This is a genomic window from Burkholderia stagnalis, assembly GCF_902830275.1.
Lineage (GTDB): Bacteria > Pseudomonadota > Gammaproteobacteria > Burkholderiales > Burkholderiaceae > Burkholderia > Burkholderia stagnalis.
Map to the genome: position 1 here is coordinate 15,093 of NZ_CADESW010000030.1, position 12,795 is coordinate 27,887.

Consider the following 12,795-nt stretch of genomic DNA (forward strand, 5'->3'; position numbering starts at 1 on the left):
CGCACGGCGGCGCGTCGAACGACGCACCGCGCCGAACGTGTCGGGTTTCCCGACACGTTTCACCGCCGGTTGTCGGGCATCCCGACAGTCGAAACAGCGCGGCTAGTCGGCGCGGCTAGTCGTCGCGCGCGATCCCCAGGTTCGCCATGCGCGCATACAGTGACTGACGGCCGATGCCGAGTTGCCGCGCCGCCTCCGCGCGATTGCCGTTCGCGCGCTCGAGCGCGCGCAGGATCGCGGCACGCTCGACCGCCGCCAGGGCATCGGGCAACGGCATGTCGAACAGGGATGCCGGCAGCGCGTCGGCGCCGGACTGGAGCGCCGGCGCGGCGACGAGCCCGAGATCGGCCGCGGCGACGGCCGGCCCGGGCGCCAGCGCGGCCGCGCGCTCCATCACGTTGCGCAGTTCCCGGACGTTGCCCGGCCAGCGATGATCGAGCAAGGCCCGCTGCGCGTCGTTCGTCAGGTGCAACGCGCGCGCGCCTGCCGCGCACGCGAGGAAATGGGCCGCGAGCGGCAGGATGTCGGCCACGCGATCCGCGAGCGGCGGCAGGTGCAGCGGAATGACGTTCAGGCGATAGAACAAGTCTTCGCGAAACGTCCCGTTCGCGACGGCCGCCGCGAGATCGCGGTGCGTCGCGGCCACCACGCGAATGTCGATGGCCGTCGGACGATCCGCGCCGAGCGGCGTCACCTGGCGCTCCTGCAGCGCACGCAGCAGCTTGGCCTGCATGGCGGCCGGCATGTCGCCGATCTCGTCGAGGAACAGCGTGCCGCCGTCGGCCTCGACGAGCCGCCCGGCACGATCGACGTGGGCGCCCGTAAACGCCCCGCGGCGATGCCCGAACAATTCGCTTTCGAGCAGGTCGGCCGGAATGGCCGCGCAGTTGACCGCGACGAACGGCTGCGCATGCCGCATCGACGCGGCGTGCAGCACGCGAGCCGCCACCTCCTTGCCCGTGCCCGTGTCGCCGGTGACGAGCACCGTCGCATCGCTCATCGCGGCGCGGCCGACCTGCTTTTGCACGTCGCGCATCGCGGCGCTCACGCCCAGCAGCCGCGGGCGGTCCGAGGCCGACTCGCGCGCGAACCCGCCGCCGTGCGGCTCGGCCTGCGCCGGCGGCTGGTTCGCGGAAACGATGCGCTCGAGCAACTGCGCGATGTCGCGGCGCCCGATCGGCTTCGTCAGATGATCGAATGCGCCGAGCCGCATCGCGTCGATCGTGTTGTCGCTGGTCGCGTGGGCGGTGAGCACCACGACCGGAATCGCGGCCAGTGCGGGATCGTCGCGCAATTGCGCGAGCACCGCGAGCCCGTCCAGATCCGGCAGGCGGAAGTCCAGGAAGATGCATTCGACGCGGCCGCCGTCGCGCAGCGCGCTCAGCGCGGCCCGCCCGGACGCGGCTTCGACGACCCGATGACCGAGATCGGCCAGCGTCTCGGCAAGGCTGTCGCGAAATGCCGCGTCGTCGTCGACTATGAGGATGGTTGCCATGGGATTTCAATGACGAATGATGCGCCCCCCGGGGCGTCGTCGAGCCACGCCCGCCCGCCATGCGCGGCGGCGACTTCGCGCACGACGGCGAGACCGAGGCCCGCGCCGTCCGCACGCCCGGTCACGAACGGTTCGAAAATCCGCTCGCGCTGCGCGGCGGGCACCCCCGGGCCGCTGTCCGACACGGTGATTCTCAGCCAGTCGCGTCCGGCGACGGCGCAACGCGCGGCGGCGAGCGTGACCGCACCGCCGTCGCCCGCATGGCGCAGCGCGTTGAGCAACAGATTGTCGAGCGCCCGCCGCATCTGGTCGGGATCGAATGCGGGACTATCCGCCGGCTGCGCGAGCCGCTCGCGATTGCCCGCGCGCGACAGCACGAGGTCGATCGTTTGCCGCTGCGCAAGCTCCCGGTGCGATTCGACGACCTGCGCGAGCCATTGATCGACATCCACGCGCGTCGCGTGCGGGCGAACCGGCTGCGTCAGCGCAAGCAGCCCCGACAACTGCGCATCGATGCGCTCGATCTGCGCCAGAATCACGCGCAGTGCATCCTGCTGCCGCCGGCTGTCGCCGGCCAGCGCATTTTCCGCCTTCAGCCGCATCGCCCCCATCGGATTGCGAATTTCGTGCGCCAGCTGCGCGGCCAGCTTGCCCAGCATGCCGAAACGCTCGGCCTGCGCCAGCCGCGTGCGAAGCTCGGCGGCCTGCTGTTGCAGGCGTTCGGCGCGCCGTGCACGCGCGTTGAATGCATCGATGATCCGGTCGAGATCCGTCTCGCCGACGTGCGGCAGGTGCGTTTCGCGACCGTCGGGCGCCAGCCCGGCCTCGATCCGGGCAAGATTGCACCTCCATCGGCGCAGCGCAACGGCCAGCGCCGCCGCGATCGCAAGAATCACCGCGAGCACGGCCGCCAGGCCCGTCGCCAGGAGTTCCCCGTGCGGGCCGAGCGGCGGGCGCGCGCGCGTCAGCATCCAGACGAACAGGCCCGATCCGTCGCGCACCGGGCAGGCCGCCGCAATCACGGCGTCCTGCGCGCCCTCGACGAAGTTCGACCTCGTGGCGTGCGTCGCGGCGGCGGCCCGCACCGTGCGCAGGATCAGCGGCGTTTCCGCTTCCGGAACGTCGCGCTTGATGCCGCTCCCCTGATAGGTGGGAAAGGAATACGCGAGAAAACCGCCCGCGGCGGATGCGCCGCCGGCCGCCCAGAATCCGCCCTCCACGTCCGGCGCGCGGGCCAGGACGATGTCGAGAATCGCATGCATCAGCGCCGGATCGGGCGCGGCGCCCGCCGGCGGCGCGGACGCGTCGTAACGCGACGCGACCGCTTCGCAGGCCGCCTCGCCCGCGGACGCGGCGCCGGCGATCTGCTGCCCCTCGGCGGAGCTTGCCATCACCCAGACGACCGCGACGAGCGTCGCGCAGAGCGCCGCGACGAGTGCCCAGAGCATGACGAGTTGGGTGGAGAACGGCGGACGCTTCATCGGATCGGGCGGTCGGTTGGGGGCGACAGGATAGCGTAAAGCCGGCGACGCCGGGACCGCCGCGCATCACATCGACGCCCTGCCCGATCGGTCAGGCATCGCACCGCTCCGCCACGGCTGCCGCCGCCGCGGACCGAACGGCACGCCGCCCTTCAGCGCGCGCCGGTCGGGACGACCTCGCTCATCGCGTCGCCGTATCGCTCCGCCCGCTCGACGATGCGCGCCAGCCGAATGATGTCGGTCAGCGCGAAATCGCTCGCATCGGGCCTCGGCCGCTCGCGCTCGTCCGCCATGCGCATCGCGAACGCGAGCGCCTCGGCGCGCTCGCGCAGCAGCGCGCGCAGCGCATCCGCGATGACGCGGCGGTCGCGCGGATCGCCGAGGCCGAGCACCGGCCCGGGGTGCCGTTCGGCGTCCGGCTGCGCGAGCGGCGGGCCGCCGGCGTCGCGATGCCGGGCATGGAAACCGCGTTCCGTTTCATGTCTTCCCCCCGTTGACCGGCAGTCGAGCGCCGCGTCACCGCCGGTTCGACCGCGACACCACGTCGATCCACACCGCCAGCACCAGCACCGCGCCCTTGACGATCATCTGCCAGTACGCGTCGACGTCCAGCATCGACATGCCGTTGTCGAGGCTCGCCATCACGAGCGCGCCGATCAGCGCGCCGTACACGGTGCCCGAGCCGCCGCGCATCGACGTGCCGCCGATGAAGCACGCGGCGATCGCGTCGAGTTCGCCCATCGTGCCCGCGGACGGCGAGCCGGCCGCGAGCCGCGCGGTGTTCACGATGCCGGCGAACGCGCACATCAGCCCCATCAGCGCGAAGATCGCGAGCTTCACGCGGTCGGTATCGACGCCCGACAGCCGCGTCGCCTCGAGATTCGAGCCGACCGCGTAGATGCGCCGGCCGAACACGGTCTGCGTCGCGATCCACGAGAAGATGCCGAGCAGCGCGAGCAGCAGCAGCACCGGCACCGGGATGCCGCCGTAGCGGTCGAGCGTCGCGACGAACGCGAACAGCACCGCGCCCGCGCCCGCGATCTTCACGACGTCCTGCCACGGCGGCGCAACCGCGAGCCGGTAGCGGCGCCGCGTGCCGCGCTGCCGCACGACCAGCAGCACGACGAGCGCGAACAGCAGCAGCGCGAGGCCGTCCCCCGCCATGCGCGGCAGATAACCCTGGCCGAGGAACACGAAGCCGTCCGACACGGGCGCGATCGTCGCGCCGCCCGTCACGCCGAGCAGGATCCCGCGAAACGCGAGCATCCCGCCCAGCCCGACGATGAACGACGGCACGCGCCGGTAGGTCGACCACCAGCCGTTGAAGAGGCCGACCAGCACGCCGAGCGCGAGCACGGCCGGCACCGTCGCGGCGACCGGCCAGTGGCGGTTCACGTCGAGGATCGCCGCGACGCCGCCGAGCAGCCCGAGCAGCGAGCCGACCGACAGGTCGATCTCGCCCGCGATGATCACGAACACCATCCCGCACGCGAGCATGCCGGTGATCGACATCTGCCGCAGCAGGTTCGACACGTTGCGCGGCGTGACGAACGCGCCGTCGGTCAGCACCGAGAAGAACGCCCAGATCGCGACCACCGCGAACAGCAGCGCGAGGAGCTTGTAGCGGACGAACGCCTGGCGAAGCTGACGACCGGTCGAGCGGCCGGTCGGGCGGCGCGCTTCGGCGTCCGGCACCGCCGGGGTGGAGGAAGAAAGTTCGGAATTCATATCGCACTCATTGCGGTGGGTTCGGCCTGCCGCCGGCCGGCTTGCAGCGCGGCGCCGAGAATCTGTTCCTGCGTGAGGCCGTCGTTGACGAAATCGCCGCGCAGCTCGCCTTCGCCGATCACCAGCACGCGGTCGGCGAGGCCGAGCACCTCGGGCAGTTCCGACGACACGACGATCAGCGCGACGCCGCGCTTCGCGAGCGCGAACACGAGGCGATAGATCTCCGCCTTCGCGCCGACGTCGACGCCGCGCGTCGGCTCGTCGAGAATCAGCACCTGCGGCTCGGCCAGCAGCATCCTGGCGAGCACGGCCTTCTGCTGGTTGCCGCCGGACAGGCTCGCGATCGGCAGGAACGGATGCGCGGCGCGCACCGACAGACGCTGCATCTCGGTGCGGATCGCGTCCAGCTCGGCGGCCGCGTCGATCCGCCCGCGCGCCGCGAAGCGCCGCAGCACCGTCAGCGTGATGTTGTGGCCGACGCCGAGCTGCGGCACGATGCCGTGGCGCTTGCGGTCCTCGGGCACCATCGCGATGCCGGCGCGGATCGCGTCGGCCGGCGAGCGGATCGACAGCGGGCGGCCGTTCATCAGCACGGTTGCCGTGCTCACGCCCGGATACGCGCCGAAGATCGCCTGCATCAGCTCGGTGCGGCCCGCGCCGACGAGCCCGGCGACGCCGAGGATCTCGCCGCGCCGCACGCTGAACGACACGTCGTCGACCCGCTTGCGGCGCGTGTTCGTCACGTCGCGACAGGTCACGTGGCGCGCTTCCAGCACGACCTCGCCGATCTCGTGCGGCTCGCGCGGGTACAGGTCGCGGATCTCGCGGCCGACCATCAGCGCGATGATCCGGTCGGTCGTCAGCGCGCGCATCGGCTCGGTCGCGACATGGCGGCCGTCGCGGATCACGGTCACCGTGTCGCAAACGGCCTCGACCTCGTCGAGCTTGTGCGAGATGTACACGCACGCGACGCCGCGGCGCTTCAGGTCGCGCACGATGTCGAGCAGGATCCGCGTCTCGGCCGCGCTCAGCGACGACGACGGCTCGTCGAGGATCAGCAGCTTCGCGCGCTTGTTCAGCGCCTTCGCGATCTCGATCAGCTGCTGGTGGCCGCCGCCGTAGTTCATCACCGGCTGCGCGACGTTGATCGAATCGATCCGCAGCTCGCGCAGCAGCTCGTCGGCGCGCCGGACCATCGCCGCGTAGTTCATGCGCCCGCCCGGCAGCGTGATCTCGTTGCCGAGGAAGATGTTCTCGGCCACCGACAGCTCGGGCACGAGCATCAGCTCCTGGTGGATGATCACGATGCCCGCGCGCTCGGTGTCGCGCACGCCGGACGCGGCGAGCGGCGCGCCTTCCCAGCGGATCTCGCCGTCCCACGTGCCGTGCGGATAGACGCCCGACAGCACCTTCATCAGCGTCGATTTGCCCGCGCCGTTCTCGCCGCACAGGCCGACGCATTCGCCGGGCCGCACGGTCAGGTCGATGCCGTCGAGCGCCTTCACGCCGTCGAATTCCTTGACGATGCCGCGCATCGTCAGCAAGGGTTCCGTCATACCTTCATGCCCCGCGATGGGCGCGCGACCGCAGGCGGCCGGCCGCGCGCGTTGCGCCGTTACTGGCTCGCCAGCTGCGCCTGGGTGTAGAAGCCGTCCTTCACGACGACGTCGACGTTGCGCTTGGTCAGCAGCGTCGGCTGCAGCAGCACCGTGTCGACCTTCTTCCTGCCGTTGTCGTATTGCGCGTTGAAGGCGGGCTTCGCGCCCTTCGCGAGATCGACCGCGAGCTTCGCCGCTTCGCTCGCGATCAGCCGGAGCGGCTTGTAGACGGTCATCGTCTGCGTGCCGGCAATCACGCGCCTGACCGCCGCGAGGTCCGCATCCTGCCCGGACACCGGCACCTTGCCGGCCAGATGCTGCGCGGCGAGCGCCTGGATCGCGCCGCCCGCGGTGCCGTCGTTCGACGCGACGATCGCGTCGATCCGGTTGTTGTTCGCGGTCAGCGCATCCTCGACGATCCGCAGCGCGGTCGACGCGCTCCACTCAGGCACCCACTGCTGGCCGACGATCCTGATGTCGCCGCGGTCGACGGCCGGCTTCAGCACCTTCAGCTGCCCTTCGCGCAGCATCTTCGCGTTGTTGTCGGTCGGCGCGCCGCCGAGCAGGAAATAGTTGCCCTTCGGCTTCGCATCGACGACGCCCTGCGCCTGCAGCTCGCCGACCTTCTCGTTGTCGAACGAGATGTACGCATCGACGTCGGCGTCGAGGATCAGCCGGTCGTACGACACGACCTTGATGCCCGCCTTGCGCGCTTCGGCGACGACATTGCCGAGCGTCTTCGAATTGAACGGCACGATCACGATCACGTCGACGCCGCGCGAGATCAGGTTCTCGATCTGCGAGATCTGCCGCGCCTCGCTCGCGTCCGCGGATTGCACCGACACTTTCGCGCCGAGCTTCGTGGCGGCGGCGACGAAGTAATCGCGGTCGCGCGACCAGCGCTCGACGCGCAGGTCGTCGATGCAGAAGCCGATTTCCGGCTTGTCCCTGCTCGCATGCGCGAGCGGCGCGCCAAGCGCGAGAGCCGCCAGCGCGGCGGCGCCGGCCAGCGCATTCAATACGGTACGACGCGTCACGGATTTCATCTGTCTCCACTCCTCTTTATTGGACCGCTTCCACGAATGCCGGGCGACCGGCTGGTTCACGCACCGGCCGCAAACACCGGTTCGAGTGCGCGATACAGCGCGCGAAACGTCGGGCGCCGCACATCGCGATACCACGCGTGGCGCGCCATGTCGGGCTCGCGCACGGCCACGACCGGCGGCTGCGGGCACACCGCGTCGAGCGGCGCGTCCGGTTCCAGCGCCAGATGCGCGAGCCGCGCGGCGCCGAGCGCCGGGCCGACTTCGCCGCCGGCACGCAGCGTCAGCGCGCGGCCGCTCAGGTCGGCGAGCATCTGGGTCCAGTACGCACTGCGCGAGCCGCCGCCGATCACCGTGATGCCGTCGGGCGCGAGCCCGGCCGCGTGCAGCGCATCGATCCCGTCGAGCAGCGCGAAGCCGACGCCCTCGAGCGTCGCGTTCGCGAGATCCGCGCGCTGCGTGTCGGGTGTCAGCCCGTAGAACACGCCCTTCGCGTTCACGTCGTTGTGCGGCGTGCGCTCGCCGCTCAGGTAAGGCAGGAACCATGGGCGGTCCGTGCGCGCGTTTGCCGTGGCGTCGGCGAGCAGCGCGGCGACGCCGTCGTAGCCGGCCAGCTGCGCGGTGAAATCGATGCAGCCGGCCGCGTTCAGCATCACCGACATCAGGTGCCAGGTGTGCGGCAACGCGTGACAGAAGCTGTGGACCGCCGATTCGGGATTCGCGCGAAAGCCGTCCGACACCGCGAAATAAACGCCCGACGTGCCGAGCGACAGCAGCGCATCGCCGGGCCGCACGATGCCGACGCCCACCGCGCCGGCCGCGTTGTCGCCGCCGCCCGCGACGACCGGAATCTCGCGCAGCCCCAGCGTGCGCGCGACCGCCGGCAGCAGCGTGCCGGTGATGCGGTTGCCCTCGAACACCGCGGGCATCTGCGCGCGCGACAGCCCGCACGCGGCGAGCAGCGCGTCGTCGTAGTCGCGCTTCGCGACGTCGAGCCACAGCGTGCCCGCGGCATCCGACGGATCGGTCGCGAACACGCCGGTCAGCCGGTAGCGCAGATAGTCCTTCGGCAACAGCACGCGTGCGATCCGCGCGAACACGTCCGGTTCGTGCCGCCGCACCCACAGCAGCTTCGGCGCGGTGAAGCCCGGCATCGCGAGGTTGCCGGCGACCGCACGCAGCGCGGGTGCCCGCCGCTCGAGTTCCGCGCACTCGGCGTCCGAGCGGCCGTCGTTCCACAGGATCGCCGGGCGCAGCACCTCGCCGTGCGCATCGAGCAGCGTCGCGCCGTGCATCTGCCCGCTCAGGCAGAGCGCGCCGATGTCGTGCGGGTCGATGCCGGCCGCGCGCGCGTCGGCGACGAGCGCCGCCAGCGCGCCGCACGCCGCGTCCCACCAGTCGCGCGGCGCCTGTTCGGACCAGCGCGGCCGCGGCCGGCTCACCGTCAGCGCATGGCTCGCGCCGGCCCGCACCGCACCGTCGCGATCGAGCAGCACGGCCTTCACGCCCGACGTGCCGAGATCGAGTCCGATATACATGGGGTCAGCGCAGCCCGTAGATCGCCTGGTTCACGATGTTCTCGAGCCGTTCCTGCGCGCCGCTCACATGCTGCGGGTTCACGCCGCGCGCGAGCGCGTCGGCGGCAAGCGACTCCAGCGTGTAGCCGCCCGACAGGATCTCGCGGCCGAATGCGCTGTCCCACTGCGCGTAGCGCTGGCGGCGCAGCGCATCGAGCCGGTCGTTTTCGACCAGCACCGCGGCGCGTTCGAGCGCGAGCGCCAGCACGTCGATCGCGCCGACGTGGCCGTAAAACAGGTCTTCCGGATCGACGCTCTGGCGGCGCACCTTCGCGTCGAAGTTCATCCCGCCGGTGGTGAAGCCGCCGTGGCGCAGGATCTCGTAGAACGCGAGCGTCAGCTCCTCGACGCTGTTCGGGAACTGGTCGGTATCCCAGCCGTTCTGCGGATCGCCGCGGTTCGCGTCGACGCTGCCGAACACGCCGAGCGCGAACGCGTTCGCGATTTCGTGATGGAACGAATGGCCGGCGAGCGTCGCGTGGTTCGCCTCGATGTTCACGCGAATTTCGTTCTGCAATCCGTATTGCGTGAGGAAACCGTGCACGGTGGCGACGTCGTAGTCGTACTGGTGCTTGGTCGGCTCCTGCGGCTTGGGCTCGATCAGCAGCGCGCCCTTGAAGCCGATCCGGTGCTTGTGCTCGACGACCATCGACAGGAAGCGGGCAAACTGCTCGCGCTCGCGCACGAGATCGGTGTTGAGCAGCGTTTCGTACCCTTCGCGGCCGCCCCACAGCACGTAGTTCTCGCCGCCGAGCCGGTGCGTCGCGTCGAGCGCATGGCGCACCTGCGTGGCGGCCCACGCGAACACGTCGGGGTTCGGGTTGGTCGCCGCGCCCGCCGCGAAGCGCGGATGCGAGAACAGGTTCGCGGTGCCCCACAGCAGCCGGACGCCCGTCGCCTGCTGGCGCTCGCCGAGGCAGTCGGTCATCCGCGCGAAGTTCTCCACGTATTCGCGCAGGCTGTCGCCCTCCGGCGCAACGTCGGTATCGTGGAACGTATAGAACGGCGTGCCGAGCCTGGTGAAGAACTCGAACGCCGCATCTGCCTTCTGCCGCGCGCGCTCGAGCGGGTCGCCCGGCTGCTGCCACGGCCGCCGGAACGCGCCCTGCCCGAAGATGTCGTGGCCCGGCCACACGAACGTGTGCCAATAGCACACGGCGATCCGCAGGTGCTCCTCGAGCGTCTTGCCGAGCACCCGCTTCGTGCGGTCGTAATACCGGTAGGCCAGCGGGTTGTCCGACTGCGGACCTTCGTAGCGAATCGCGGGAACAGGTTCGAAATACGACATGGCGTCTCCGTCCGGTGTCTTGTTGCGGTGCGGCGCGCATCGCGATGGGCGTTGCGCGCCGAATTCGGTCTGGCTGGATCGTGCCCGTGCGCCCCCGCGCCCGCAATTGCGAAATTGCGCAGCACGCTTAACGATTCTCGCCAGCGCGCTGCGCACGGCATGCGTTCCGCCCTACAATCGACGACAGCACAGACGAGAACCGCGCGGCCCTGCCCGCGTGCCCGGAGACAATGGCGCGACGCCGCGGACGGCGCGCGCCGCGAGACCGAGATGACCCGCGCCCCTTCCGCCCAGACGCCGCACCGCATCGCGCTGCTGTTCAACGCCAACAAGGTCTACGACCGCGAGATCATCAGCGGCATCGGCCAGTACCTGCGCTCGACGCGCGTGGTATGGGACCTGTTCCTCGAAGACGATTTCCGCTGCCGGCTCGCCGGCATCGAGCACTTCGACGGCGACGGCATCATCGCCGACTTCGACGATCCGGCCGTCGCCGCCGCGCTCGCCGGCTCGCCGCTGCCGATCGTCGCGCTCGGTTCGTCGTACGAGGATCCGGCGCAGTATCCGGACGGCGTGCCGTATATCGCGACCGACAACGCGAAGCTCGTGTCGCTCGCCTACACGCACCTGATCGGCGCCGGGCTCGCGCACTTCGCGATGTACAGCCTGCCGGTCGCGCAGCAGAACCGCTGGGCGCAGCAGCGCGAGCTTGCGTTCGACCGGCTGGCGCGCGCGGACGGGCTCGACGCGCCGATCTACCGCGGGCTGTCGACGAGCGCATCGGCGTGGAACCATGCGATCGAGCAGCTCACCGGCTGGCTGCACGCGCTGCCGAAGCCCGTCGGCGTGATCGCGGTGACCGACGCGCGCGCGCGGCACCTGCTGCAGGCGTGCCTGATCGCCGGCCTCGCGGTGCCGGAACAGGTCGCGATCATCGGCATCGACAACGATCCGCTCACGCGCACGCTGACGCGCATTCCGCTGTCGTCCGTGATCCAGGGCACCGAGGAAATGGGGCGGACCGCCGCGCACCTGCTGCACCGGATGCTGCGCGGCGCGCGCTTTCCCGACCGGCGGATCCTCGTGCCGCCGGTCGGCATCAACGTGCTCGAATCGACGCGCCACCAGCCGCTCGCGAGCCCGCACGTGATGCGCGCGCGCCACTTCATTCGCCAGTACGCGTGCCAGGGCATCAAGACCGAGCAGGTCGCCGATTACGTCGGCGTGTCGCGCTCGCTGCTCGAAGAGCACTTCCGGCGCGAACTGCAGCGCACCGTGCACCAGGAAATCCTGCGCCACAAGCTCGAAGCGGCGCAGGCGCTGCTCGCGAGCAGGCAGGCGTCGAGCGCCGAGGTCGCGATCCGCTGCGGGTTCACGTCGCTCCAGTACATGTACGCGGTATTCCGGCGCGAGCTGGGCTGCACGCCGCGCGAATACCAGGAACGCGCGGTCGCCGCGCATTGAAGCTTGCCGATCACTTCGAATCCGCCCATGCCCATCGAAACAGATTCTTCCCGCCTGGCGCCCGGCGCCGCACGGGTGCATGCCGAGCCGTGGGGCACGCTGCCCGACGGCGACGCGGTGCGGCGCTATACGCTGCGCAACGCGCACGGCATGCGTGTCGCCGTCAGCGACCTCGGCGCCACCGTCGTGTCGTGGCTCGCGCCCGATCGCACCGGACGCTTCGCCGATATCGTGCTCGCGCACGACACGCCGGCGGAGTATCTCGAATCAAGCGCCTACCTCGGCGCGACGATCGGCCGCTGGGCGAACCGGATCGCCGGCGCGCGCTTCACGCTCGACGGCGTCGACTATCCGCTCGATCGCAACGAGAACGGCAACCTGCTGCACGGCGGCGCGAGCGGCTTTCACCGCCAGCGCTGGGAAGTCGTCGACGACTGCGGCGGGCTGACGCTGCGGCTCGATTCGCCCGAGGGCGACGCGGGCTTTCCCGGCAACGTGAGCGTGCAGGTTCGCTACGCGCTCGACGACGACGGCACGCTGACGATCGACTACACCGGCGTCACCGATGCGCCGTCGCCGCTCAACCTCACGAATCACAGCTATTTCAACCTCAGCGGCCGCGCGGGCAGCGACGTGCGCGGCCATGTGCTGAGCCTCGATGCCGACGCGTTCCTCGAAGTCGACGACGCGCTGATTCCGACCGGCGCCGCCGACGTGACGGGCACGGCGTTCGACTTCCGGCAGAGCGCGCCGCTCGGCGCGCGCCTCGACTGGCCGCATGCGCAGCTCGCGCGGGCGCGCGGCTTCGATCATTGCTTCGTGCTGCGCGACGGCGCGCGCGCGGTCAGGCCCGTCGCACGCATCTACGATCCGGAAAGCGGCCGCGAGCTGGTCGTGTCGACCGATCAGCGCGGCCTGCAACTCTATACGGGCAACTATCTGGACGGCGTGCGCGTGAGCGGCGGCACGCGCTGCGCGCGACATGCCGCGCTGTGCGTCGAAGCCGGCGGCTTTCCGGATCAGGTCAACATGGCCGAGCTGCGCGACGAGGTCATCCTTCATCCGGGCGCCGTCTATCGTCAAACGACCCTGTACCGGGTAGCCGTTCGCGCGTAACGCGC

10 protein-coding genes are annotated in these 12,795 nt (G+C 70.7%); 2 read left to right on the forward strand and 8 right to left on the reverse strand.

Annotation, left to right across the window (positions count from 1 at the left end):
* Positions 1 to 115: 115 nt before the first annotated feature.
* From HWY45_RS33315 to xylA, 8 genes are all read right to left on the reverse strand, one after another.
* Complete coding sequence (locus tag HWY45_RS33315) at positions 116 to 1,495, reverse strand: sigma-54-dependent transcriptional regulator (protein WP_059558795.1); 1,380 nt, start codon at positions 1,493 to 1,495, stop codon at positions 116 to 118.
* The gene (locus HWY45_RS33320; protein ID WP_059802658.1) at positions 1,477 to 2,976 is read right to left on the reverse strand and encodes a sensor histidine kinase; all 1,500 of its coding nucleotides are present in this window, start codon (positions 2,974 to 2,976) and stop codon (positions 1,477 to 1,479) included. The genes HWY45_RS33315 and HWY45_RS33320 overlap by 19 nt, the downstream gene beginning before the upstream one ends.
* Before the next feature lie 152 nt (positions 2,977 to 3,128).
* Entirely contained in the window at positions 3,129 to 3,368 is a 240-nt protein-coding gene (locus HWY45_RS33325) for a hypothetical protein (protein WP_230946977.1), read from the reverse strand.
* Between the two features lie 124 nt (positions 3,369 to 3,492).
* The gene (locus HWY45_RS33330) at positions 3,493 to 4,704 is read right to left on the reverse strand and encodes a sugar ABC transporter permease (RefSeq protein ID WP_059558803.1); all 1,212 of its coding nucleotides are present in this window, start codon (positions 4,702 to 4,704) and stop codon (positions 3,493 to 3,495) included.
* The gene (xylG, locus tag HWY45_RS33335; RefSeq protein ID WP_059885779.1) at positions 4,701 to 6,260 is read right to left on the reverse strand and encodes a D-xylose ABC transporter ATP-binding protein; all 1,560 of its coding nucleotides are present in this window, start codon (positions 6,258 to 6,260) and stop codon (positions 4,701 to 4,703) included. Before xylG ends, HWY45_RS33330 begins: the two co-directional genes overlap by 4 nt.
* A gap of 59 nt (positions 6,261 to 6,319) precedes the next feature.
* Positions 6,320 to 7,348: a D-xylose ABC transporter substrate-binding protein gene (gene xylF / locus HWY45_RS33340; RefSeq protein WP_059885781.1), complete on the reverse strand. Its 1,029-nt coding sequence runs from the start codon at positions 7,346 to 7,348 to the stop codon at positions 6,320 to 6,322.
* A gap of 56 nt (positions 7,349 to 7,404) precedes the next feature.
* Entirely contained in the window at positions 7,405 to 8,883 is a 1,479-nt protein-coding gene (gene xylB / locus HWY45_RS33345) for a xylulokinase (protein WP_059885783.1), read from the reverse strand.
* A gap of 4 nt (positions 8,884 to 8,887) precedes the next feature.
* Positions 8,888 to 10,210, reverse strand: a complete 1,323-nt coding sequence (gene xylA / locus HWY45_RS33350) for a xylose isomerase (protein WP_059558812.1) — start codon at positions 10,208 to 10,210, stop codon at positions 8,888 to 8,890.
* Between the two features lie 270 nt (positions 10,211 to 10,480).
* Between xylA and HWY45_RS33355 the strand changes: the two genes are divergently transcribed.
* The gene (locus HWY45_RS33355; RefSeq protein ID WP_059802644.1) at positions 10,481 to 11,674 is read left to right on the forward strand and encodes a XylR family transcriptional regulator; all 1,194 of its coding nucleotides are present in this window, start codon (positions 10,481 to 10,483) and stop codon (positions 11,672 to 11,674) included.
* Between the two features lie 27 nt (positions 11,675 to 11,701).
* Entirely contained in the window at positions 11,702 to 12,790 is a 1,089-nt protein-coding gene (locus HWY45_RS33360; RefSeq protein WP_059885785.1) for an aldose epimerase family protein, read from the forward strand.
* Positions 12,791 to 12,795 lie beyond the last annotated feature (5 nt).